18 protein-coding genes are annotated in these 24,459 nt (G+C 63.9%); 8 read left to right on the top strand and 10 right to left on the bottom strand.

Features of this window, described 5'->3' with window-relative positions; genetic code table 11:
• Nucleotides 1-36 precede the first annotated feature (36 nt).
• Complete coding sequence (locus CO669_RS11030) at nt 37-1,524, bottom strand: hypothetical protein (protein WP_097659834.1); 1,488 nt, start codon at nt 1,522-1,524, stop codon at nt 37-39.
• 338 nt (nt 1,525-1,862) lie between these two features.
• Between CO669_RS11030 and CO669_RS11025 the strand changes: the two genes are divergently transcribed.
• The gene (locus CO669_RS11025) at nt 1,863-2,027 is read left to right on the top strand and encodes a Flp family type IVb pilin (RefSeq protein WP_097659833.1); all 165 of its coding nucleotides are present in this window, start codon (nt 1,863-1,865) and stop codon (nt 2,025-2,027) included.
• A gap of 70 nt (nt 2,028-2,097) precedes the next feature.
• On the opposite strand, the gene CO669_RS11020 is transcribed toward CO669_RS11025, so the two are convergent.
• The 3 genes from CO669_RS11020 to CO669_RS11010 form a co-directional block, all read right to left on the bottom strand.
• On the bottom strand, nt 2,098-2,328 hold the full coding sequence (locus tag CO669_RS11020; protein WP_245444274.1) for a phosphatase PAP2 family protein: 231 nt from the start codon (nt 2,326-2,328) through the stop codon (nt 2,098-2,100).
• Entirely contained in the window at nt 2,325-7,778 is a 5,454-nt protein-coding gene (locus tag CO669_RS11015; protein ID WP_158228756.1) for a cadherin domain-containing protein, read from the bottom strand. The genes CO669_RS11020 and CO669_RS11015 overlap by 4 nt, the downstream gene beginning before the upstream one ends.
• 118 nt (nt 7,779-7,896) lie before the next feature.
• Nucleotides 7,897-8,628, bottom strand: a complete 732-nt coding sequence (locus CO669_RS11010; RefSeq protein WP_143278654.1) for a hypothetical protein — start codon at nt 8,626-8,628, stop codon at nt 7,897-7,899.
• Nucleotides 8,629-9,334: 706 nt separating this feature from the next.
• Here CO669_RS11010 and CO669_RS11005 point away from each other — a divergent pair.
• The 3 genes from CO669_RS11005 (at nt 9,335) to CO669_RS10995 (ending at nt 11,684) form a co-directional block, all read left to right on the top strand.
• Complete coding sequence (locus CO669_RS11005; RefSeq protein ID WP_143278653.1) at nt 9,335-9,631, top strand: hypothetical protein; 297 nt, start codon at nt 9,335-9,337, stop codon at nt 9,629-9,631.
• Between the two features lie 165 nt (nt 9,632-9,796).
• Nucleotides 9,797-10,783, top strand: a complete 987-nt coding sequence (locus tag CO669_RS11000; RefSeq protein WP_198963951.1) for a M23 family metallopeptidase — start codon at nt 9,797-9,799, stop codon at nt 10,781-10,783.
• 220 nt (nt 10,784-11,003) lie between these two features.
• Nucleotides 11,004-11,684 (top strand): TetR/AcrR family transcriptional regulator, encoded by a 681-nt coding sequence (locus tag CO669_RS10995; RefSeq protein WP_025034128.1) that lies wholly within the window; start codon nt 11,004-11,006, stop codon nt 11,682-11,684.
• Nucleotides 11,685-11,834: 150 nt separating this feature from the next.
• Here the strand turns inward: CO669_RS10995 and pyk are convergent, their stop codons facing one another.
• Together pyk and CO669_RS10985 are read right to left on the bottom strand one after the other, a co-directional pair.
• Nucleotides 11,835-13,271 carry a pyruvate kinase gene (gene pyk / locus CO669_RS10990; RefSeq protein WP_097659828.1) on the bottom strand — a complete coding sequence of 479 codons (1,437 nt, stop codon included), beginning with the start codon at nt 13,269-13,271 and terminating at the stop codon, nt 11,835-11,837.
• Nucleotides 13,268-13,864, bottom strand: coding sequence for a DUF1036 domain-containing protein (locus CO669_RS10985; RefSeq protein WP_097659827.1), 597 nt, complete (start codon nt 13,862-13,864; stop codon nt 13,268-13,270). Before CO669_RS10985 ends, pyk begins: the two co-directional genes overlap by 4 nt.
• 216 nt (nt 13,865-14,080) lie before the next feature.
• Here CO669_RS10985 and CO669_RS10980 point away from each other — a divergent pair, with 216 nt between their 5' ends.
• The 3 genes from CO669_RS10980 to CO669_RS10970 all read left to right on the top strand — a co-directional run bounded on the left by CO669_RS10980 (nt 14,081) and on the right by CO669_RS10970 (nt 15,429).
• A complete protein-coding gene (locus CO669_RS10980; protein ID WP_097659826.1) occupies nt 14,081-14,392 on the top strand; it encodes a DUF1244 domain-containing protein in 312 nt (103 codons plus the stop codon).
• A gap of 191 nt (nt 14,393-14,583) precedes the next feature.
• The gene (locus CO669_RS10975) at nt 14,584-14,856 is read left to right on the top strand and encodes a DUF2312 domain-containing protein (protein ID WP_097659825.1); all 273 of its coding nucleotides are present in this window, start codon (nt 14,584-14,586) and stop codon (nt 14,854-14,856) included.
• 147 nt (nt 14,857-15,003) lie between these two features.
• The gene (locus tag CO669_RS10970) at nt 15,004-15,429 is read left to right on the top strand and encodes a DUF1801 domain-containing protein (RefSeq protein WP_097659824.1); all 426 of its coding nucleotides are present in this window, start codon (nt 15,004-15,006) and stop codon (nt 15,427-15,429) included.
• Between the two features lie 115 nt (nt 15,430-15,544).
• On the opposite strand, the gene CO669_RS10965 is transcribed toward CO669_RS10970, so the two are convergent.
• From CO669_RS10965 to CO669_RS10955, 3 genes are all read right to left on the bottom strand, one after another.
• Entirely contained in the window at nt 15,545-17,155 is a 1,611-nt protein-coding gene (locus CO669_RS10965) for a peptidoglycan L,D-endopeptidase MepK (RefSeq protein ID WP_097659822.1), read from the bottom strand.
• 269 nt (nt 17,156-17,424) lie between these two features.
• A complete protein-coding gene (locus tag CO669_RS10960; RefSeq protein WP_097659821.1) occupies nt 17,425-19,653 on the bottom strand; it encodes a L,D-transpeptidase family protein in 2,229 nt (742 codons plus the stop codon).
• A 347-nt stretch (nt 19,654-20,000) separates the two neighbouring features.
• The gene (locus CO669_RS10955) at nt 20,001-21,497 is read right to left on the bottom strand and encodes a sigma-54-dependent transcriptional regulator (RefSeq protein ID WP_097659820.1); all 1,497 of its coding nucleotides are present in this window, start codon (nt 21,495-21,497) and stop codon (nt 20,001-20,003) included.
• A gap of 127 nt (nt 21,498-21,624) precedes the next feature.
• On the opposite strand from CO669_RS10955, the gene CO669_RS10950 reads away from it, so the two are divergent.
• Complete coding sequence (locus CO669_RS10950) at nt 21,625-23,547, top strand: M3 family oligoendopeptidase (RefSeq protein WP_097659819.1); 1,923 nt, start codon at nt 21,625-21,627, stop codon at nt 23,545-23,547.
• Nucleotides 23,548-23,566: 19 nt separating this feature from the next.
• On the opposite strand, the gene CO669_RS10945 is transcribed toward CO669_RS10950, so the two are convergent.
• Nucleotides 23,567-24,349, bottom strand: a complete 783-nt coding sequence (locus tag CO669_RS10945; RefSeq protein ID WP_097659818.1) for a sterol desaturase family protein — start codon at nt 24,347-24,349, stop codon at nt 23,567-23,569.
• Nucleotides 24,350-24,459: the final 110 nt, after the last annotated feature.

Below are 24,459 nucleotides of genomic sequence, written 5' to 3'. Positions count from 1 at the left end.
CTCGAAGCATGTCTCTCGTTTCCGGGCCCGCGAAGCTCACTTCGACGGTACCGCGGTCGCGCCGTCTGCGGGGACTCGCACGTGGATCACGGCGATGTCGTCCGCGTAGATCCGCTTCCAGCCCTTGAGCTGGTCGAGGATCTGCGGTCCCGGCGCATCGGCGACCAGGAGCGTCGCGTCGATCTTGTACTCGTCCAGCAGGCGCGGCAGCATTTCGGGCTTCTTGCCCTCGGTCGCCTTGAAGAAGTCCATGACGAATTTCTCGCCATAGAGCTCGGCACGGCCGTCGACGAAGACGGGAATGTCGCGCGAGATCAGATAGCCGCCGAACTGATAGGCGTTGAAGATGCGTTGCGGCTTCAGTTTCTCGAGCAGGTCGACCGCCGCAACAGGCGTCTGGTTCATCGTGAAGGTGAAGCGGTGGTGTCCCATGTAGAGCACCGTCGAGGTCCAGCTTGCCGCCACGATCATCAGCGCGCCTGTGATGGTGACATAGCGGGCCGGCCATCGGTCCGCACCGGTGGCGTCGGCCGGGCGCGGGAACATCTGGCCGAGCGGCTTTGCCAGCACCAGCGGCACCAGGAATGCAAAGGCCTCGATGCTCCGGACATGGGTCAGCGCGCTCCAGGTCAGGAACAGGATCAGGAAGATCCGCGGCGCCGACAGAACGAGACCGCGATAATAGCCGAATGCGATCAGGCCGAGCAGGGCGCCTTCGAACGCGTTGAACGTGGCGAAGTTCGCCGGCATCCATTCGAAGATCAGCGAGAGCAATTCGCCGAGGCCGAGGATGTTGGTCGCGCCCTGAAGTGTGCGCCAGCCATAGGGCGTACAGCAGCTGGCGATCAGCGCGGCGACGCCGAACAGCACCCAGCGCATGAAGAGCCGGAGCCGTCGTCCCTTCTCGGCATGTTCGACCGCTTCGAGCGAGATCGGGCCGATCAGCGCGAGCCCCAGCACGAAACCGCCATGCAGATTGGCCCAGAGCGCCATCAGCGGCAGCCAATACCAGGACGGCGCGCTCCTGCGGTCCGCAGCTGCCATCAAGAGGCCCACCCACGCCACCATGACGGGCAGCGCCAGGATATGCGGCCGCGCCAGCACGTGGTGGATCGACAGCAGCAGCGCCAGCATCGCGAACAGCACGGCGCGGGGAGCTTCGATCTGCGCGTCGAGCAGATAGACGAAGATGGCGACCGTGAGCGCGATCCCGATCGCGGTGATGATGACCGGACCCGCCCAGCCCCATTGCGCATGGGAATAGGCGAACAGCACCTGTGACAGCCAGGACGTCGAGATCCAGGGCGCGCCCGTTCGCGTGAAGGAATAGAAGTCCGTGGTCGGCATGGCGCCGTGATCGAGGATCCATTGCCCGATCTTGATCTGCCAGAACGAGTCGGAGTCGGACAGCAGCGTGTCGCCGACAAAGAGGTAGAACAGGTAGGCGCCGGCACCGACGCACAGCGGCACCAGAGCCCTCGCGCGACTCTGCACCGCAATGCTGTTGGCAAAGGAAAGGGACATGCCGCCTCGTCATCCTGTTGTTCTCGGAAGATCACCCGAAGCGCGACGAGCGATCCGTCCCGTTGCGCTTCAGTCCGAGCGGGCGGCATTGGACCACGGCGGTCATAACTTCGGGTAAACCAGCAGCGTCGGGCCGCTTTCATGTCCCGACAATTTAACGGATTGTTTTAGATTTCGGTTTACCATCGCCGAATACGCACAAACCGCTCGGTCTTTACGCAGTCGAATTAACTGCGGCGCAATCCTTTGCCTCTACGTTCGGTTCCATGGTCGGGCGGCGCTGGGAAGCCGAAAAGACCAGATCAGTTGTAGCCTCGTGTACTCATTTGGAGCACTCTATGAAGAACCTCGTTGCGCGTTTCGTGAAGGATGAATCCGGCGCCACCGCCATTGAATACGGCCTGATCGCTGCCGGCATCGCGCTGGCGATCATCACCGTCGTCAACAACCTCGGCACCACGCTGAACACCAAGTTCACGTCGATCTCGTCCAGCCTCAAGTAAGAGCGGACGAACTAGAGATTTCCGGGAGCCCCGTCCTCGACGGGGCTCTTTTCTTTGCCGGCTTGTCAGGTCAACCCTTCGAATGTCTCGGGTGATGCTTGCCCGTCCGGCCGGGGTGGAATGTCGCGACCCAGATCGAGGCTGCGGCGAGCGCGATACCGGCAGCGACGTCGATGATGCCATGCGCGCCGATCACCGGCGTCGCCACGATCATCAGCAGGTTGAGCGCGGCCGAGATGCCGCAGAGGCCGCGCACCGGCCACGGCGTCCACATGCAGAGCACGGCCGATGCGGCGGTCAACTCAGGATGAAGTCGTCCGCGAACGTGATCTGACCGGGCATGACGTTCGCCAGCCAGATCTCGGAGGATCCGAACTGGACGAGCACGCCGCCCTCCGCATATTCGGTCAGGGTGATGTTCTCCGCCGCGTTTTCTGCGGTGACGCCGGTGCCGCGCATGTCGATCCTGTCGCTGCCGTCGGCGAAATCATCGACCTGGAACGCGCCGCTGCCGGCGTTGAACACCAGGACGTCGGCGCCGGCGCCGGTTGTGATCCACTTGATGCCGCCCTGTCCCTGGAAGGTGTCGTTGCCCGCGCCACCTTGCATGACGTCGTCACCGGCGCCGCCGCGCAGGACATCGTTGCCGTCCTCGCCGAACAGCACGTCGTTGCCGCTGTTCCCGGTGATGATGTTGTCGAGCGCGTTGCCGGCCGCGGTAAAACCGCCGCTGTTCGTTCCCGTGAGATTCTCGAAATTGTCACCGAGCGTATAGGACGAGAGCGAGGTCTGCACCTCGTCGATGCCTTCATTGGCGCTCTCGTTGACGACGTCATTGCTGGAATCGACGATATAGATGTCGTTTCCGGTGCCGCCGTTCATGGTGTCGTTGCCGGCCCCTCCGTCCAGAACGTCGTTGCCGCCCAGACCGTTCAGGGTGTCGTTGCCGCCAAGCCCGTTGAGCGCATCGCCCTCGTTCGTGCCGATCAGCGTGTCGGCCGCCGACGTTCCGTTCTGCGTGGCGCCGGCGACGTCCGTCACCGTCAGCGTGAAGACCTTGTCGAAGCTCAGCCCGCCCTGATCGACGATACGAACCATCACATCGTGCGAGGTGGCCGTCTCGTAATCGAGCAACGCTCCGTTCGCGACCGCGATCTGGCCGGTCGCGGCATTGATCGCAAAGCGGCCGCCGGCATTGTCCGTGAGCGAATAGCTCAGCACGGCTCCGGCGTCGGGATCTACGCCCGTTACCGTCCCGACAACGGTCCCGTTGGTCGAATTTTCCGCAAAAGAACCTCCGCTCAAGGTCGCGTTGGTCGGAGCGTGATTGTCTCCGCCGCCGGCAGTGTCGAAGATGAAGTCGTCGAATGTGATCTGGCCCGGCATGATGTTCTCGAACCAGATCTGCGAGGTCCCGAATTCGACGAGGACCCCGCCTTCCGCATATTCGGTCAGGGTGACGTTCTGCGCGGCATTCTGCGCCGTGACCCCCGTGCCGCGCATGTTGATCTTGTCGTTACCGTCGCTGAAGTCGTCGACCTGCAAATATCCGCTGGCGCCGTTGAGGATCAGCGTGTCCTGGCCGCTGCCGGTCGTGATCCAGTTCTGGCCGCCTTGGCCGTCGAAGATGTCGTTGCCGGCGCCGCCCTGCAGAACGTCGTCGCCGCCTCCGCCCAGCAACGTATCGTTGCCGTCACCGCCGAACAGGACGTCGTTGCCGCTGTTGCCCGTGATGACATTGTCGAGGGCGTTGCCGCTGGCCGTCAGCGCCGCAGACGTCGTGGCCGTCACATTCTCGACGTTCGCGCCGAGCGTATAGCTCGACAGCGAGGTGCGAACCTCGTCGATCCCCTCGTTGGCCGTCTCGTTCACCACGTCGCCGGCCGCATCCACGATGTAGACGTCGTTCCCGGCGCCGCCGGTCATGGTGTCGGTGCCCGTACCTCCGTCGAGCGTGTCGTTGCCGCCGAGGCCGTTCAGAACGTCATTGCCGTCAAGTCCGTTGAGGACGTCGTCTTCGGCCGTACCGGTCAGGGTGTTCGCTGCCGAGTTGCCGTTCAAGGTTGCGCCCGCGACGTCGGTGACAGCGAGTACGAACACCTCGTCGTAGGTCAGGCCGCCCTGGTCCGTGACCCGGACCGTCACGCTGTGCGACGTTGCGGCTTCGTAATCGAGCAGCGCACCGTCGGCGACCGTGATCTGGCCGGAGGCCGCATTGATGGCGAAGCGTCCTCCGGCGTCGTCCGTCAGGGAATAGGTCAAGACGGCGCCGTTGTCCGGATCGACGCCGGCAACGGTTCCGACCACCGCGCCGTTGCCGGAGTTTTCGGCAATCGTGCCGCCGCTCAAGGTCGCATCGCTCGGAGCCTGGTTAGCCGCTTCGTTGACGTCGGTCACGGCAATCGTGAATGTCTTGTCGAAGGACAACCCGCCCTGATCCACGACATGAACAGTAATGGCGTGGGACGTCGTTGCCTCATAGTCGAGTAGCGAACCATCGGCCACGGTGATCTGGCCGGTTGCTGCGTCGATCGCGAAGCGTCCGCCGGCGTTGTCGGTCAGCGAGTAGGTCAGCACGGCCCCGGCATCCGGATCGACGCCGGCAACGGTTCCGACGATGGTGCCGCTCGCCGCATTCTCGGCCACCGAGTCGCCGGCCAGGGTCGCGTCGGTCGGCGCGTGATTGACGGATTCGCTGACGTCGGTGACTTCGATGGTGAACGACTTGTCGAACGTCAACCCGGTCTGGTCCGTCACGCGTACGATCACGGTGTGTGACGTCGCGCTCTCGTAGTCGAGCAGGGCGCCATTGGCCACTGTGATCTGCCCCGTGGCTGAATCGATCGCAAACCGTCCGCCAGCGTCATTCGTCAGGCTGTAGGTCAGTACTGCGTCCGTATCCGGATCGACACCGGCGACGGTCCCGATGACGGTCCCGTCGTTCGCATTTTCCGCCACCTGGTCGCTCGATAGCATCGCACCCTTTGGGGCATGGGCGGCGGCAAGGATGTCGTCGCGTCCCCAGATCGTTCCGTTTGCGAACACGATCTGGTCAAATCCAATGCTCTGGTCCGAAAAGGGCTTCACCGTGATCGTCTCGCCGGTCTCGTAAACCGTGATCAGAATCGAATGGTCCGGCAGGCTGCTGACGCCGATGTCGGCCGGATTGAGGTCGGACAGGCGCAAGGTGCCGCTGTTGTCTCCGAAATCCTCGATCGTATCGTTGCCATCGCCCTTGGCGTAGACGTAGATGTCCCCGTACTCGCCTCCGTAAAGGTGGTCGTTTCCGTGCCCTCCGACAAAGACGGTTGGCTGCCACTCGCCATTGATCTGCTGGGCCTTGGTGTAGAGCTCGTCGTTGCCGTCCGTGCCACGAACGGTTCGCATCGCTTCAAGGATGTGCTCTCGGGTCCACGTCGTTCCGTCAGCGAATTGGATCTCCTCGATCCCCTCAAGCCCGGCCTCCGCGAATTGATTGGTGATCGTGATGGTCGAGGGTTGCGTTCCGAGCACGCTGATAAAGAGATCGGACCCGCCGCCGCTGATCTCGATATCCGAGACATTGAGATCGGCGAATGCGAGAACATCGACATCGTCGGACGCGCCGTCGTAGTCCATGACGTAATCGTCCCCATCTCCGCGTGCGTAGCGGTAGATGTCGGAGCCCGCGCCACCCAGCAGCAGATCCATCTCGCCACCGCCGGTGATCTCGTCATTCCCGGCGGTGCCCTGCAGGAAATCGATATCCGCCGTACCGGCGATCTCGGTAGATGTCTCCAGAACCTGGAAGAGTTCAGAGCGTCCGGCCTTGTTGGCCTGGTTGGCTTGCGCTTCCAGGCCCAACGCTATCCGCAGAGACTCCAGATATGGCGTCAGGATAAATCGTTCCGACGACCAGCCATTCCTGTTCTCCTCATAGTGCTGCTTGGCCTTCGAGGCGAACTTCGCGGGATCATAGACGTCCAGGCCGAAATCTCCGGTCTGATAGTTCTTGGCGAGGATGTAGTCCGGATTGGCGTCCGATCCGTTCAGGATGACCAGGCTGTGACCGGTGTTGATGAACGTACCGGCATCACCTCCCTGTCCGAAGTAGAAATGGTTGTATCCTTCGAGATAATTGCCCTTCAGGTCGGCATATTCAACGAAGGTATGGGTTAGCTCGGGCTGAGTGACCTCGGCGTAATCGGCTTCGTCTTCGGAGGGGTCCCCTCCGAAGAAGAGTTTGTCCGCGGCGTCGCTGTCGAGGACGATGTCGCCCCATCCGACGTAGAACTGATCGCCGCCAGCGCCTCCGGTCAACCGATCGTTGCCTGCCCCGCCGAACAGCTTGTCGTTGCCAGCACCGCCCGAGAGCTCGTCTTCGTCGGCACCGCCGAACAGCTGGTCATTGCCCTCGGCACCGTAGATCTCGTCGTTCCCGCCGTCGCCATATACCTTGTTGACGACGTTGGCATCGTTCTCGCCGGGGACGCTGGATCCTCCCCTGATGACGTCCTTTCCATCGCCTCCGTGGATGATGTCGGCGCCGATGCCGCCCCAGATCTCGTCCATCTCGGTGCCGCCATCGATCGTGTCGTCCCCGGCTCCGCCCTCGATGTAATCCGCGCCATCGTCGCCGAAGAGCTGATCGCCGCCAGCGCCGCCGAATATCTGATCGTTGCCGCCGCCACCGTGGATGAAGTCGACTTCTCCATTGCTCGAACCGGCCGGGCTGTCGCCCCACAGAACGTCGCCGCCGCTGCCGCCGCGAATGGTGTCCGATCCCATCCCGCCATAGGCGTAAACCTTTCCGGTGGCGGCCCCCAGGTCGAGATTGTCAACTCCGTTGCTGCCGAAGACCGCGATCTTCGCGGCTTGGAGGTTCAGGCCGTGCAAGTCTCCGCCAACGGAGATCTCCTGCTTCAGAAAATACTCGACCACGCCATTGCCGAAGCTGTCCTTGCTGTACATTTGCAAGCCAAGCTTTGCGCCGGTCTGCATGATCGTGAAGTCCGCGCCTGACAGATACGGAGTCAGAAGATCGGAATTTTTTGCCGGCGTGCCATTGGCGTCGACACCTGTCCCGTTTGAAATCTTGGTCGCCGCGTCTCCCATCGCGCCGGCGATTTGGGCAAGATAGTCTCCAGCGAGGACGTCATATCCGATGTTCTCGTTGCCGTTGATGTAGACCGCGACATGAGAATTGACGTTGAACTTGCCGGCCGAAAAATTGAGAAGGCTCAGAGCCGCGTCGGTGGCTGACTTGCCTTCCGCTGCAAGACCATTGCGGTAGACCACGCCGGACACGCTCTGGCCGGAGCTGTCCGTGATTTCGAGCCTCGTCGATGCGACGCCGAATATTTCGTAGATCCGATCGGTTACCGGCTCGGCAAACGCCTCGTAGACCCATGATGCAAGTGCCGCGGCACCACCTGCCACCGCAACTTCAAGGGCAATGGGAAGCGACGCCCCGCCCAATATGCCGAGCGCCACCGCTCTCAGCGCCAGCGTCAAGGCTTCGGCGATTTCAGCTTTGGGTCCGGTGTCCGCGATAATCTTGACCCCGTCCAGGTAGAAGAAGCCGTCCTCCCTGGTGATCACCTTGTTGATCTCATTGGCGGTGCTGCCCGGACCGAAATATTTGTAGAGAAACTTGATCGGCAATGAGCCCGCGTCGGTTTGCAGGAGAGGATCGAGAGCACCATCCAGGAATTCCCCAAGTGCCGCGGTGACTTTCGAAGGCTCCGGCGGCGTTACGGTGTAGTATTCCATGATGTTCTCTCCCAGGTCTCTTGTGGTGGCAGCATTCATCGGCTGGCCGAGTCATGCTCGGCCAGTTGCTCGTCTTCTCGGTTGATTGAAGCGGATCGTTCCCGCCGTGGTGAGGCGCTTACCGCTGTGGGTCTCTGTGAAATTCCATCATTGTTCGAGGCGGGATTTCCTGACATTGCATGACGGTGCGGGGTCTCGACGCATCGCCCTCGATGCCTTCGATCGTGATGGTCTGGCGGCTTCTGCTCCAGACGACCCGGCGAGGGACATCGAAATTCATCGACAGCGTGATCTCATCCTGGCCCGCAGCGGTGACCTCGCCGCGAAACCCTCTTCCCTCCTTGCCGCGCTCGAAGAGTGCTTGTTTCGAAGCTGCATCCATCGTGAAGTACATGTCTCCTGCGTCCTCACAGCGGACGGAGATCGGATGCTGAATTGGGTCGCGAACCCGGAAGCTCAAAATGCTCCTTGGCGGGAGGACGGTGCACTGATGCGTCAATGTCGGCCGGAAGGTGGGGTCTTCAAGTCCCGGCCAGCTCATCGTCTTTTCATTGCGATCAAAGACCAGGTCGAGCCGTCCGGGACGGACGCGCAGCACGAATTCGATCTTTCCATCATTCGTGGAAATGATCTCTCCCGAATGTGCATTGATACCAAAATCCGTCTCGACGTTGATCGGCGGCGTTTCAAAAACGACGGCTTTGGCATCGACATCGAACGTCGCAAAGTATGGGCGGACGGGAACGCCACCCTCACACCGCACTGAAAATGGCTCGGCGGCTGCCGCGCGACCCGGCACCAGCATGAGAAGCAGAATGAGAGCGCGAGGGAATCCTGCGAGCCGCTTCATGTTGGCCGCTCCGTTCGCGCATGACAGCGGCGCCCGCAGCGAAGCTGCAGTTGGAACTCTCGACATTGCCCGTGATAAATTGGCTGCGTGGCCTTGGTGAGCGCGCAATGAACCTGCGCCGCGCAAACAGTCTCTGAACGTATTCCAAACGCCAGTCACAACCACGGCCCCCGAACATCGATGCCGCCTGCGCACTGCGCGCGGGCCGACGTCAACGTCCGGTTGCGGACACTACATAAGAACTTCGAGATGTAAAGAAGCGGCACACAACCTCGCGCTTTTGCGAGGATTGGCGCGCTGACACGTGAAGCAGAGACGATTCAAATCAAATTTGGAACCCGCAAGTCCAAGCATTTGAAGATGCTCATTCGATCGCTGTTCAATCGCGATCGGTTTCGTTTGCCAATGACCGCAGTGAGACGGCGAATGAGATCGCGCTGGTTTTGCTTGCGGCAATTTGCCACCATTTTAAAGCCGGTTCCTTCGCGAACCTCTGGGCAAAATTGGGGAGGCGATGAGATACCGAGAACGATTCTGAATGCGATGAATTTGACGGCTTGGCGGGCGCGCAAACGTCGCGCAATGATATCGATCTTCAGCGGCGCCGACACGAACGTGGGGCGCGGACGAAAGAGGTCCCCTTCCCGACGATTTTCTGCGATGACCTGCTCCTCGAGGCCCAGGAGCCAAACATCAAGTGAGACCCGTGAAGGTCAGATTGCACGTCCCCATGCCGTTCGTCGGTGCCGCAATAGCGATTATCATGGGGGTACATGGCGTTTACAGCCTGAGCCAGTGGTACTCTGCCGGAACGCTCTGGGCGAATTTTCGCGGCAGAGGCGAGCGCAGTCATTATCAGCTGATCACGTTTGGCGACCATCCATTCAACTTCGTCGGCTTGTTTGGGCTTCATCTGCTGTTCATCCTGATAGGCTGCTTGGGATTCGTGTTCATCGCACGAGAGATTCGGGCTTGGCTTAGGCGGCACAAATCCGGCAGATAGGGATGGATCGTCGCCTTTGTGGGTGATCTTCCCCCGGTGCTGGTGGCTTGACAGCGTACCGATGTTGGCCAGGGTTCTTGGGACATCACGAATGAAACTCTCGCTTCCGGACTACACTTGTCGCACGCCGCATCGTCAGAACAGACAGATCGGATGAGAGCGCTTGTGTCTGTATCGGTGGTCTGCGCGGCCATCACTTGTGCGTCGGCGGCTTGCAGCGCCGAGCTACAACCGTTCGCTTGGCCGGTTGCCTGCGAGTTGGGAACGACCTGCTTCATCCAGAACTACGTCGACCATGATCCCTCGGACAAGACCTTGGACTATCGATGCGGGCACCGAACCTATGACGGTCACGACGGCACCGACATCCGGCTGCCCGATCTGGACGTTCAGCGAAAAGGGGTCGAGGTCGTTGCTGCCGCGTCGGGGCGCGTTGCCCACACGCGCGACGGCATGGATGACGTCTCGGTCAAGGTCATCGGCAAAGCCGCAATCACCGGCAGGGAGTGCGGCAACGGCGCCGTTGTCGAACACGGAAACGGCTGGAGCACGCAATACTGCCACATGGCCAAGGGCAGTCTCAAAGTGAAACCCGGTGACAGCGTCAGCTCCGGGCAGGCACTGGGTCTGGTGGGGCTGTCCGGAAATACCGAGTTCCCACATCTCCATTTCACGGTGAGGCACGAGGGGAAAATTGTAGACCCATTCGCCGAGGGCGCCGCGCAGGGCGCATGCAATTCCGGCCGTTCGCTGTGGCAGCCGACGCAAAATTCCGTTTCGAACCCTCCGTCCACCGAGATCATCAATGCCGGTTTTGCCGATCGCGCGGTGACCATGGACGAGATCGAGACAGGCGAGGTCAAGCGATCCTTGCCCAGCTCTCAATCGGCCGCCATCGTTGCGTATGTTCGCGCGATCGGACTTCAGGCGGACGACGAGCAAGCGCTCGAGTTGAGGTCACCTGAGGGGCAGGTCGTCGCGCAGTATCGCGCGCCGAAGCTGCCACGGGACCACGCCCAGTATTTCATCTCGGCTGGGCGAAAGCGCGCAGGCTCCACTTGGCCGGCCGGCAGCTATCGGGCAACTTTCGTTCTGCGCCGGCAAGGCGCCGAGATCGCGCGGCGGTCCTTCGAGCTGGATATCGCGCAATAGCCATCCGTCTCCCGCTCGGTCCGCTTGGGCGGCTTCCGGGACGAGGCCTTCACGATCAGGGTCGACGCTCCAGTCCGGGCGCGTGGCGCGCCACGCATTTCCTGTCTTGTCATCTACCCTGAATAGTTGTTCAGTCCTTGCGGGACGATTTGTATCTTTTGACGTGACGACGCGTTCGGCCGCGGGGCGTGCGGCAGGCGTGTGGGACAGGAAGCGCGCCATGGTTTATCGGCGGACGCATCAAGTGGTTAAGCGCCTTGCGGCGCGGCGCAGCGCGATTCTCGCGGCGGCGCGGGAGGCTGCGGCGGAAGGCGGGATGGCGGCGGTGCAGATCGCCCCGGTCGCGGTCCGGGCCAATGTCGCGGCCGGCACGGTCTACCGCTACTTCCCCTCCAAGGCCGAGCTGATCTCCGAACTCATCGCCGAGGTGTCCCGCGACGAGCTCGCGGCGATCCGGCGGGCGGCGGATGCCGCGCCGGGGCCGTCCTCGGCGCTGGCGGCCGCCGTCACCACCGTGGCGGTCCATACCCTGTCGCAGCGCCGGCTGGCCTGGGGCATCCTGGCCGAGCCGGTCGACGTCGATGTCAGTGCCTCACGCCTCGCCAGCCGTCGCGAGATCGCGGGTGAGATCGCTGGCCGAATAGATGCGGCGGTGCGTGCCGGCCACCTGCCGGCGCAGGACACCGCGCTCGCCGCCACGGCTCTGCTCGGTGCGCTGCACGAGGCCCTGGTCGGGCCGCTCGCGCCCGACAATCTCGATGATCCCGTCAAGATGCGCGATGCGGTGCAGACCGTGACGCTGCTGGCGCTGCGCGCCGTCGGCGTCATGGACGCCCGCGCCCGTGGTCTGGTGGTGCAGCAGACGCTGCTGCCGACGACGAAGGCGCTGGTGGGGGCGTAAGATCGCCGCGCGACCGCGGTCGCGACCTGCCCGCGCTCAGGGCGTTGCCTGAGCACGCCTTTTCACAAAAGCCGCGCACGTTCGCCGAACATGCCGGCTACTGTGCATGGGGTTGTTTTCGAGATTCTGATTTTCACAGCGGCCGCGGGCCTACATGTTCGCGTCGCCCTCGGGGCCGACGGACGCAATGCGCACCATGTTGGTGGTGCCGGGAATGCCGAGCGGAACGCCGGCAACGATGAGCACGCGCTGGCCGGCGCGGACGAAGCCGTCGCGGAACGCAATCTGGCCCGCCCGGCTCACCATGTCGTCCTGGTCGCGGGCATCTTCAGCCACCACGCAATGCACGCCCCAGACGACGGCAAGCCGCCGCCCTGCCGTGATGTTGGGCGTGATCGCCACGATCGGTGGCTTCGGCCGCTCGCGCGCCACGCGCACGGCGGTCGAGCCTGACGACGTCCAGCAGATCAAGGCGGGCAGGTCCAGGGTCTCGGCGATCTGCCGCGCGGCGTCCGCGATGGCATCGCCCGCGGTGGCTTCCGGCGCCGGCCGCTGGGCCGTGATCACCGACCGGTAGGTCGGGTCGCGCTCGACCTCCTCGCCGATGCGATTCATGGTCGAGACCGCCTCGACCGGGAATTTGCCGGCCGCCGATTCCGCCGACAGCATGATGGCGTCGGCGCCCTCGTAGACGGCGGTGGCGACGTCGGAGACTTCGGCGCGGGTCGGCACCGGCGACTGGATCATCGATTCCAGCATCTGCGTCGCGATCACGACCGGCTTGCCCGCACGGCGCGCCATCCGCGTCATCTGCTTCTGCAGGCTCGGCACGCGCTCCAGCGGCAATTCGACGCCGAGGTCGCCGCGCGCCACCATCAGCGCGTCGGAGGCCTCGATGATGTCGGCGAGGCGGTCGATCGCCTGCGGCTTCTCGATCTTGGCCATCACGGCGGCGCGGCCGCGGATCATCTTCTTGGCCTCGATCACGTCGTCGGCGCGCTGTACGAAGGACAGCGCGATCCAGTCGACGCCGGTGACGAGAGCGGCTTCGAGGTCGGCCCGATCCTTCGGCGTCATGGCGGAGACCGGCAGGTCGGTGTCGGGCAGGCTGACGCCCTTGCGGTCGCTCATCTTGCCGCCGACCACGACACGCGTCACCGCGTGCTCCTTCGAGGTCTCCTCGGCGATCAGGCGCACCTTGCCGTCGTCGAGCAGCAGCGCGTGGCCGGGCCTGAGCGCGGCCAGGATCTCCGGATGCGGAAGCTGGACCCGCGTGGCATCGCCGGGCGTCTTGTCGGAATCGAGCGTGAAGGTCTGGCCGTTCTGGAGCTGGACCGAGCCTTCGGCGAAGGCGCCGAGCCGGAGCTTGGGGCCCTGCAGGTCGACCAGGATGCCGATCGGCCGGCCGTAGCTGCTCTCGACATTGCGGATCGTCGCCACCAGCTCCCGCATCTTGTCATGCGGGGTGTGGCTCATGTTGATGCGAAACAGGTCGGCGCCGGCCTCGAACAGGCGGCGGATCATCGCGAGATCTGAAGAGGCGGGTCCCAGGGTCGCGAGAATCTTGATACGGCGAAGACGCCTCATGGCTTATTTCCAGACGGGGGCGGGGCGGCGGCTGGCGGGAGGCCAGGCGCGGCGGGGGGCGTACCACCGGGCGGGCCATTGGGCAAACCCGGAACTCCGCCCGGACCGACCGGACCGGGCAGGCCGGGTACGCGCTGCTGCGCCGGCTGCTCATTGGCGTCGGTCAGCTGCACCGTCCACGCCCGCTGCTCGCCGGTGTCGACCTCGAAATAGCCGGTCCGGTCGTAGCCGCGTGCGAGGCAATCCTCGGTGCCGCGGATGGTGAATTCCTTGTCGCGCGAGCACATGAAGGCCTGCCCCGACCATTCGCCGCCGCGATCGTAGTCGATCGCGTAGATGTAATAATATCGCGCGACCAGCGTTCCCCGCAGCAGGGTCTCGCAGGACCGCGAGGAGATGTTCCACCAGCCTTCGGTGGTCCAGCCCTCGGCGTCCTTGTAGCCGAGCGCAATGCCGACCCGGCTCGAGGTGTTGTTGCAGAGCCGGAAATCGGCGGAGGCCGGGCTGCTGAAAAGGCACAGCAAGGCGATCACCAGCACCGGGACCAACCGGGCGAGCAGGCGAAGCGGGGGGCGGGGAGATTCGGCAATCATTGTCGCGGTAGCTATACCAGATCATTGACGATTTGGCGTAGGCCCGGGAACCACCCCGGAGGGGGCAACGCCGGCTTGGGCCGGTTTGCGCCGGGATATGGCAAAATCTGTGACAGAGCCCACCTGATCCCGTAAGGGTGACCCCGACGGGGCAGGCCCAAGGAGACTTCAAGGGGACTTCAAGGGGACTTCAAGGGGACTTCAAGGGATACAGCCATGGCAATCGACGACAAGACCAGAACCGAGCTCGAGGCGGCCGCTTTTCGGCGTCTGGTCGAACATCTGAAGACGCGGACCGACGTCCAGAACATCGATCTGATGAATCTGGCCGGTTTCTGCCGCAACTGCCTGTCCAACTGGCTCAAGGAAGCCGCCGACGCGCAAGGCGCCCCGCTGAGCAAGGACGAGAGCCGGGAGGCGGTCTACGGCATGCCCTATGAGACCTGGAAATCGAAATACCAGGGCACGGCGACGCCCGAGCAGATCGACACGATGAAGAAGGTTCATCCCCACGGCCACGGGCACTGAGCTCGCGCCAGCCCTTGAGTCGCATCACACAACAGCTTTTTTCGCCTCGCCTCAGGAAGGTGTGGGCGCGCTGTGGACGAGCGTGATGCTTGCTTGAACGTGGGGGGCGCCAACCCTAAGGGTTCTAGCCAGCACGCGCGGTGAGGATGCCGGCGTCACCTCGTTTTGCCAGTTCCATTTGGAGTACCAAGATGGCCACCACCGCCGCCGTCCGCGACGACGAGCCCGCGACGAAATTTGCCAAGGACCAGCTCAAGTCCATCATCGAGCGCATCGAGCGGCTGGAGGAAGAGAAGAAGGCGATCTCCGACGACATTCGCGACGTCTATGCCGAGAGCAAGGGCAACGGCTATGACGTCAAGGCGCTGCGCACCATCGTGCGCCTGCGCAAGCAGGACCCCAACGAGCGCGCCGAGGCCGAGACGATTCTCGAGACCTACATGCAGGCGCTGGGGATGCTCTGAGGCGTCTCGCCTCGAGCATGACAGCCGCGAGCCGGATGGAGCGCAAGCGAAGTCCGGGTTCTTGCTGTGGGGGCATGTCCCCGGGTTACGCTTGCGCTCCATCCGGGCTACAAATTGCGCGTGTTTCGCTCGTGAACGGAGACGCCAATGAACGCGCCACCGCTGCCGCGCGAGGTGAGCCGTGCCTTCAATGCCCTTCCGGCGCCGATCGGCAAGCGGCTGCTTCAGGTGCGCGAGCTGATTTTTGCGGCCGCCGCGGCGCATGACGGTGTCGGCAAGCTGACCGAGACGCTGAAATGGGGCGAGCCGGCCTATCTGACCGATGAGTCCGGTAGCGGCTCGACGATCCGGCTCGGACGCCTCGGGGATTCCGACCGGGCCGCCGTTCTGTTCAACTGCAAGACGACGCTGGTCGACAATTTTCGCGACCGCTTTCCCGACCAGTTCGAATATCGGCAGACGCGGGCTTTGCTGGTGCCTGTGACGGGCAGGCTGCCGAAGCAGGCGCTATCGGTCTGCCTGTCGCTGGCGCTGACCTACCATCTCGACCGGCGGGGCAGGAAGGCGCGGTAGGTCACTCGTAGCCCGGATGGAGCGAAGCGAAATCCGGGATGAACTCAGCGCACGGACGGAATCCCGGATCACGCTTGCGCTCCATCCGGGTTACCTGACTGAGTTTGTGGAGGCGTCAGTGCAGCGCCGCAGTCCGCATGACGAACGACGTCGTCTGGAGTTTTGCGGTCGCGCTGCCCGAGAAACTGTCGCAGGACAGGCCCTGCATCGGATCGTCGGCAAAACCCATCGCGACCACGGCTTGCGGCTTGACGAAATAGCCGCGCAGCGCTGCCGTATCGAGCTCGCCCATCAGCGTCACCGACATCGCGCGGCTGGCGCTCGGCGACAGCATCACGATCTTGAGCCAGACGCTCTCGCCCTTGGCGGCGGAGAGGCGGGTTGCGGTGGCCACCATGCCGTCTTTGCTCTTGCCGACCACCGTATTGATCTCGGTCGCCTGGGCGACGTTGCGGGGGCGGGCGGAACGCGGGATCGGCGCCGAGGCCGCGACGACGTTGGCGCGGTCGACCGGGGAGGCGGCCGGCGCGAAAGCCAGCGCCTGGAGGGCCGAGTTGGACACGCTTGCGGTCGGTTGCGGATCGGTGGCGGCGGCAAGGGCCTGGCGGGCCTTCAGCGCGGCGACCTGCGCCGGCGTTGCCTGTTGCGGCGCGGTCGGGACGTCATCCCAGAAGCCGCGGGCATTGATGATGTCGGCGGGGGTCTCCGGCTTGCCGGAAGCGGCCTTGTCGGCCACCGGCGCGGGCTTCGGCTTGGGCGGCGCAACGAGCTGCGCATCGGCCGAGGCGAGCTGGATCGCATTGGCGATCTGCGGCTTGGCACGCGGCGTCGGCACCGGTTCGGCGGGCTTGGCGGCGGCTGCGACGACGGTCGGTGCCGCCGGCTTCGCGGCAGGTGCAGGCGCGCCCTCGTCATCCTCGTCGCTGCTGGCCGCCGGCGCGGCCGACTTGCCCTTGAACAGCGCGGCGAAGAAGTTGGGCTTGCTGCTGCCGGCGTCGTCGCCGTTGCCGCGGCGCTCGATCTCGGCCTTGGCGAGCTCATAGCCCTTCAGCGGCGTGCCGTCGGTCGGCAGATGCACCGTCTTGCCGTCCGGGAAGACGCGGGCGAGCTGGTCATGCGTCATGCGCGGCCAGTGCCGGATGCTGCCGGTGTCCAGATGCACGAAGGGCGAGCCGGAGGTCGGATAGAACCCGACGCCGCCGCGCTGCAGGCGCAGGCCGGCGAAGCGGATCTGCTCCAGCGGCACGCCCGGAATGTAGAAGTCCATCGCATGGCCCAGCATGTGCTGGCTGAAGCGCGCCACCCCGGAGGAGCGGCGGCGAAGCATGGCGTTGGTGGCGGGGGAGCGGTAGGAGGAGATGATCTGGATCGGCTGCTTGCCGTCGACGTCGCGGTAGACTTCCCAGAGGATGTCGAACAGGCGGCGGTCCATGACCGTCTCGTCCTGGGTGCGCCAGTCGCGCAGGAAGTGGTTCAGCTGCTTCAGCGCGCCCTCGTCGTAGCGGCCATCGCGCTTGAAGGTGACGGTGAGGTCTTCGCCGGAATGGGTGTGGTGGAAGGAGAGCGTCTTGGTCTCGTTCAGCGCGGCGGCGTTATGAACCGAGCCGGCGGCAGCCAGCAGCAATGCGGCAGCAAGGCCGATCCTGGATCCGACCTTCACTCCCGCATGGGACAACGACAGCACAGCGAATTGGCGTGCGAGACAAGTCAGCACGTATGAGCCCACCCAGTCGACGAGCGTTCAAAATGGACTCTCCCGCCAACCCCGTTAGCGCGCGAAAGAGGATGAACGCTTTCTTAAAGCGAGAAGGTTAATTCGAGGTTGACCTTCCCGCCCCCAAACCAAGTCAGAATACAATCCTAACCGGTTCACTGTGGCAAAAAAACGCCCTCTGCCCGGGGACAGGTGGACAATGGTTAACGTTAAACGGCCCCATCCATGGGACGAGGCCGTTGATTTCGTTGTAGAATTCGAGAAATGGGGGCTGCTGAGGCTTAACGGGTGAACACCCGCTGCTGCTGCGGCCGGCGGCCGACCGGCGCCGGCGGCGGGGTCGGCGCCCCGAACAGCCGTTCGAAGAAGTTCGGGCCGGACGAGCCGAAGCCGCCGCCATTGTTGGCCACCGCCACGCCGGAGGGCAGGGTCGTCGCCGGGCGCGAATAGCTCGGCTGCGAGTGCGCAACGACAGCCTCGAGATCCTTGCCGCGGTTGTTCTTCAAGATGTTGATCATGGTCGCGTCGCGGCCATAGACGTCCTTGCGGAATTGCAGCTTGCCGGCGTCGTCGACGAAGGCGGTCTGATAGGTGATGTTGACCGGGACCGGCGTCGGGAATTTCAGGTCGATCTCGCTCTTGCCGTACATGCTGCGCACGCGCTCGGGCGTGTACTTCTCGTTCGGCATGGCGATGTTGAGCAGCACGGACGCATATTGATCCGGATATTGCACGCGCATGCAGCCATGGCTGAAGGCGCGATCGTCCCGGGCGAACAGGTTCTTGTCCGGCGTGTCGTGCTGATAGACCAGGAACTTGTTCGGGAAGTTGAAGCGGATGCGGCCGAGCGCATTGGCTTCACCGGGGGGCTGCGAGATGTGCACCGAGCCGTCGCGGTTCTGTTCGAGCTTGAGGCCCATGCGCTGCAGCACCGTCGGGTCCTGCTGAAGCGCCGGCAGGTACTCGTTGTAGACGATCGACGGCGGCACGTTCCAGGTCGGGTTGACCGTGATGTACTTCATCGTCTCGGTCAGCAGCGGGGTCGCATGCGTGCCCGGCTTGCCGGTGACGACGCGGGTGGTCCAGACCTGCTGGCCGCGCTGCATCACCTTCAGCGTGTAGTCGGGAATGTTGAGGATCACATAGGCATCGCCCAGCGCGGGCGCGCCGAGGTCGCGCGGCAGCCAGCGCCAGCGCTCCATGTTGACCAGCACGACGTCGATCTGCTTGTCGCGCTTCGGGGTGTTGAGCGCCTTGACCGTCTTGTCGTCGAGGATGCCGGTCGCCTTCATCTCGGCGCCGCTCTGGAATTTGCGCACGGCTTCGGCGACGGCCGCGTCGTAGCGGGTGTCGTTCGCGTTGTCGGCGAGGCCGAGCTTGGCGCGGAGCTGCGGCACGCGCGGATCTTCCACGACCACCTCAGCCTGCTTCTTGGTGGCCGGGATGTATTTCAGCGCCGGACCATCGGCGATCTCGATCACCGGGCCATTGCCCTGACCGCGCAGCTCCGCGAGCTTGGCCTTCAGCTCCTTGTAGAGCTTGTGCGGCGGGTTGTAGCTGTCAAGCGCGGCCGATGCGTCGGTCGCGGTGGTGATTTTGGCGAGCACCTCGTTCGGGTCGACCGGATGCTCGGGATAGAGGATGTCGCCAGAGACCTGCGACCAATGCATGCGGCCGCTCTGCGCCTGGCGCGCGTAGTCGAACATGCTGGCGGTGAGCTTGAGCTCGGCATCGGCGAGCGCATCGGGCGTGGTCGCGCTGGCGAAATCCGGCAGCGGATAGTCGGCGGGATTGAGGCCGTCGGAGGCCGCGTCCTTCAGCCGGGCGATGACGCCCTTGGCTGCTTGGGTCAGGCTGCCGCCCTGGGTCCAGACCGGCGCGAAGTCGCGTGCGCCGTAAAATTTCTCGACCGCCGCGCGCTCGTTCTTGCGGTCGAAATGACGCGAAGTCTTGCTGCCGATGATGTCCTTGAGCTTGTCGGCGACCGGCTGGTCGGCGGCGGGGACATTGCTCGCGGCCTTCACCGGCTCGGCGGCCGGAGCCGCAGCGCTGGCGGGTGCCGCAGGCGCGGCCGGCGTAGCCGTCGCGGTGTCGGCCTTTACGGGCTCGGTCTTGGCGGTCTCAGTCTTGGCGGGCTCAGTCTTCGAAGGTTCGGTTTTGGCGGTCTCGCTCTTCGGCGCCTCGGGGGCGGGCGTCGTGGCGACGTCGGACGGCTTGCTCTCGACCTTGTCCGGGGCAGGTGCGACGTCAGCCCTCACGGGCTCCTTGGCCGGCTCCTTGGCGACGTCCTGAACGGTGGCGGTGGTGTCGAGCTTGATGTCGGACGCGGTCGGCGGCGGGACGTTGGCCGGCTCGGGACGCGGGATCGCGGCTTCGATCGCGAGCTCGGCGGCGCTGCTGCGCGCCTGATCCTGCGCCAGGGCTGAGCTGGCCGACACCGTGAGGAAGGTTGCCGCGACCGTCATCAAGACACGGTCGAAGCCTGCACGGTGGTTCAAACAGTTCCGCATTGTGTCGCACCCCTCGGGTGAACTGTCCCTCATGGAACAGCTTCGTTATCGCCTATTGAGCTTCGGCTAAATCGCGCCGGCCTCTCGAAAGTTGCACGCCTGCACGCAACGATTCTGACGCAGACGATATACAGGCCCCGATTTTGCAGCCAGCGCTAACCGGGACAACTCACGCCAAACTGACTTCAAGGAAGCCTCTTGGCAACGGATTGTGCGCTTGGCCTGCGCGCTTTTCCCTGTGTCTGTCACTTCCAAGTCACGGTTCAAGTCGCGGTCGAATTCTGTCGTCATGCGAACGGCTTACAGCCACTCTCGCATCGCCCCGCGAACCTTCGTTCGCATCAGGCTCAGTGCGTCTCTTCGCCGCTTTTCCCGCCATGTCCGGGAACCCCGGCCTCGTCGAGTTTGCGGTAGAGGGTGGACCGGCCGATTTTGAGGCGGCGGGCCACCTCGGACATCTGGCCGCGATAATGCGAGATCGCAAAGCGGATGATCTCGTTCTCCATGTCGTCGAGAGGACGGACATCGCCGGTCGGGGTCAGCATCGCCAGAGTTCCCGCGGCGGGGAGCGGAGCGATCGGTATGTCATTACCCGACACCACCGAAGGGGTCGCTGCCGGCTCGAGCATCAGGGGTGCGGTCGGAATCTCGTTGATGGGGTGTGGCTGCGAGGCGAGCAGGGGGAAATCATTGAGGCCGAGCTGGTCGCCGTCGCTCATCACCACGGCGCGGTAGACCGCGTTCTCGAGCTGGCGGATGTTGCCGGGCCAGTCGAGCTGAGCGAGATGCGCCATGGCCTCGCCACTGATGCCGGTAATCTGGCGGTTCTCCTCGGCGGCAAAGCGCGCCAGGAAATGCCGGAGCAGATGCGGGATGTCCTCGCGCCGGGCCCGGAGCGAGGGGATCGTCAACGGCAGCACGTGCAGGCGATAGAACAGGTCTTCGCGGAAGTGTCCCTGTTTCACCCGCTCCAGCAGCTTGCGGTTGGTTGCCGAGACGATGCGGACGTCGACCTTGACGGGCTTACGGCCGCCGACGGCTTCCACTGCGCCTTCCTGGAGCGCGCGCAGCAGCTTGACCTGCGCGGTCAGCGGCAGCTCGCTGACCTCGTCCAGAAACAGCGTGCCGCCATGGGCCTCGACGAACTTGCCCATGTGCCGCTCGGTGGCGCCGGTGAAGGCACCCTTTTCATGGCCGAACAGAATGGACTCGACGAGGTTGTCGGGGATCGCGCCGCAATTGACCGCGACGAAGGGCTTGGTCTTGCGCTCGCCGCTGCCATGGATGGCGCGCGCGAACATCTCCTTGCCGACGCCTGAATCGCCTTCGATCAGCACGGGAATGGCGGAGTTCGCGGCCTTCTGTGCGGCGCGCATGACGCCCGCCATGGCCTCGGCGCGGGTGATGATATCGGAGAAGGTGAGGCGCCCCTCGCGGCTGTGGCGGATGCGCTGCAATTCGCCCTTGAGCGCGGAGGCGTTGAGAGCATTGCGAAGCGAGACCTGGAGCCGCTCCACCCCGACCGGCTTGACCACGAAATCGGCTGCGCCTGCGCGCATCGCCGAGATCACATTGTCGATGCCGCCATGGGCGGTCTGCACGATGACGGGTACGCTGAGGCCCGCTTCGCGGATTTTCGCCAGCACGCCCATACCGTCGAGGCCGGGCATCACGAGATCGAGGATCACGGCGTCGATGGCCGGCGCGTCCGGGGCGGTGAGGGCGGCGATCGCAGCGTCGCCGGAGTCCACGACGACCGTCTCATAGCCGCATTTCTGCACCATGTTCTCGACCAGCCGGCGGGCTACGGCGTCGTCGTCGGCGATCAAAATACTGGCAGCCATGGTGCTCCCCGCACGCTACTACTATCTGTCTCGAATCGGGTCACTCTGGCCGAAGCCGATTAACGCACTCTTAAACCTTGATGCCCCCGCCCGCCGTCGCGATTGTTGAACACAGGTTTCCCACACAATGAATTCGCGCTTCAAGAACGCCCTGAAAAAGCCTGCTCTCCGCAAGCCTGCCGCCAAGACGTCCGCTGTCAAGAAATCCGCCGCCAAGAAATCTGCAGCCAAGGCAAAGTCCTCCAAAACGTCACTCGCAAAGCCCGCGAGCAAGACCGGCAAGCTTCCCGAGTGGAACCTCGCCGATCTCTATTCCGGGATCGATGCGCCGGAAGTGGCACGCGATCTCGAAAGGATGGATGCCGACTGCGTCGCGTTCGAGACCGACTACAAGGGCAAGCTCGCGACAGGGACAGCAAACGAAGATGGCGGAAAATGGCTCGCGGAGGCCGTGCGACGCTATGAGGCGATCGACGATCTCGCCGGCCGCCTCGGCTCCTATGCCGGCCTCGTCCATGCCGGTGACAGCGTGGACCCTGCGATTTCAAAGTTTTACGGCGATGTTTCCGAGCGGTTGACGGCCGCGTCCACGCATCTGTTGTTTTTCGCGCTCGAGCTCAATCGCGTCGATGACGATATTTTGAACCGTGCGATGCAAGCCGCCGAGCTCGCGCACTACCGCCCGTGGATCGAGGATTTGCGCAAGGAGAAGCCGTATCAGCTCGACGACAAGCTGGAGCAGCTTTTCCTGGAAAAGGCACAGACCGGCTATTCCGCCTTCAACCGGCTGTTCGACCAGACCATCTCCGGCCTGCGTTTCAAGGTCGGGTCCAAGGAGCTCGCAATCGAGCCGACGCTCAATCTGTTGCAGGACCGCGACGGCTCAAAGCGCAAGAGCGCGGCGGAAGCCCTGGCAAAGACCTTCAAGGCCAATGAGCGCACCTTTGCGCTGATCACCAACACGCTCGCCAAGGACAAGGACATCTCCGACCGCTGGCGCGGGTTTCAGGACGTCGCGGATTCCCGCCACCTCAACAACCGCGTCGAGCGCGAGGTGGTGGATGCGCTGGTCGCCTCGGTCCGCGCGGCCTATCCAAAGCTGTCGCATCGCTATTACGCGCTGAAGGCGAAGTGGTTCGGCAAGAAGCGGCTGGCCTATTGGGATCGCAACGCGCCGCTGCCCTTTGCGGCGACCGACACCATCGGCTGGCCGGACGCGCGCAACATGGTGCTGACGGCCTATCGTGGCTTCTCGCCCAAGATGGCTGATATCGCCGAGCGTTTCTTCACCGATCGCTGGATCGACGCGCCGGTGCGGCCGGGCAAGGCGCCCGGCGCATTCTCGCATCCGACGACGCCGTCGGCGCACCCTTACGTGCTCATGAACTACCAGGGCAAGCCGCGCGACGTGATGACGCTCGCGCACGAGCTCGGCCATGGCGTGCACCAGGTGCTGGCGGCGAGCAACGGCGCGCTGATGGCGCCGACGCCGCTGACGCTGGCGGAGACCGCAAGCGTGTTCGGCGAGATGCTGACCTTCCGCCGGCTGTTGGCGCAGACCAAGAGCGCCAAGCAGCGCCAGGCGCTGCTGGCGGGCAAGGTCGAGGACATGATCAACACCGTGGTGCGGCAGATCGCGTTCTACTCCTTCGAGCGCGCGGTCCACACCGAACGCAAGAACGGCGAGCTCACCGCGACGCGGCTTGGCGAGATCTGGCTTTCGGTGCAGGGCGAGAGTCTCGGGCCCGCGATCGAGATCAAGGCGGGCTACGAGAACTACTGGATGTACATCCCGCACTTCATCCATTCGCCGTTCTACGTCTACGCCTATGCCTTCGGCGATTGCCTCGTGAACTCGCTCTATGCGGTCTACGAGAACGCGGCCGAGGGCTTTGCCGAGCGCTATCTCGACATGCTCGCCGCCGGCGGCACCAAGCATTATTCCGAGCTGCTGCGCCCCTTCGGGCTCGATGCCAAGGATCCCAAATTCTGGGACGGCGGCCTTTCGGTCATCGCCGGGATGATCGACGAGCTCGAGGCGATGGGCTGAGCCGCAAGGACTGCGCGATTTAGCCGATCGCGTTGGGTCTGCGGCCGAGGTTGTTCTGCCCGGCCGCGGGCTGGTTCACGTCGGCGAAGCCGAGCATCGCACCAAGCCGGTCGGTCGCCGGTTTGTCGAAGCCGACCGCGCCCGCGAAGCTCGCCGGATTGCGGAAGGTGCCGAGCAGCATGTCCCAGATCGGCAGGTCGCCGTAATTGTAGGCGTGCACGTCACGCTGATGATGGATGCAATGCGCCTCCGGCCGCTGGATGATGAAGCCGAGCCATTGCGGCGTGCGCACGTTCATGTGCTGGAAATAGCCGTAGAAGGCCGCGATGTAGCCGGTCGCAGCCGCCGCGACCGGATCGAGCCCGAGCACCAGCGTCGTCACCACCGACGCGATCGCAAAGAATGCGACCGTCTCCAGCGGATGGAACAGCGCCGCGCCCGACATGTCCATGCGTTGCGGGCTGTGATGGATCTGGTGAAACAGCCGCCACATCAGGGGAAACGTGTGCGCGCTGCGGTGCCAGCCGTAATTGACGAGGGACAGCACCACATAACCGAGCACCGCACCCGCGGCGACGCCGAGGCCGGTGAGGTCCATCAGCCTGTGCCGCTCCAGCCAGGCTTCCGGGATCAGCAGCGGGGTCAGCGTGGCCAGCAGGCCCTGCACCGTCAGGAAGCAAAACCCCCTGAGCCGCCAATAGGGAATGTCCGGAAACTGGCGCGCCGGGATCAGGCGCTCGATGGCGAGCATCACGAGATAGGTTATGGGCACCAGCAGGCCAAACAGATCAATCGCCGACATCGCCGCACCTCCAGCCTTACGGTGTAAGTTTATTCCACGATATCGCCTTGCGGTGTAAGGTTGCAAGCGGTTTCGATTCGGATGTCATGACCAGAAAAGCCAAAGCCGGC

Origin of the sequence: Bradyrhizobium sp. Y36, assembly GCF_002531575.1 — a bacterium.
Classification (GTDB): domain Bacteria; phylum Pseudomonadota; class Alphaproteobacteria; order Rhizobiales; family Xanthobacteraceae; genus Bradyrhizobium.
The sequence above is the reverse complement of the archived record's forward strand: the minus strand, read 5'-3'. Positions and strand labels throughout refer to the sequence as shown.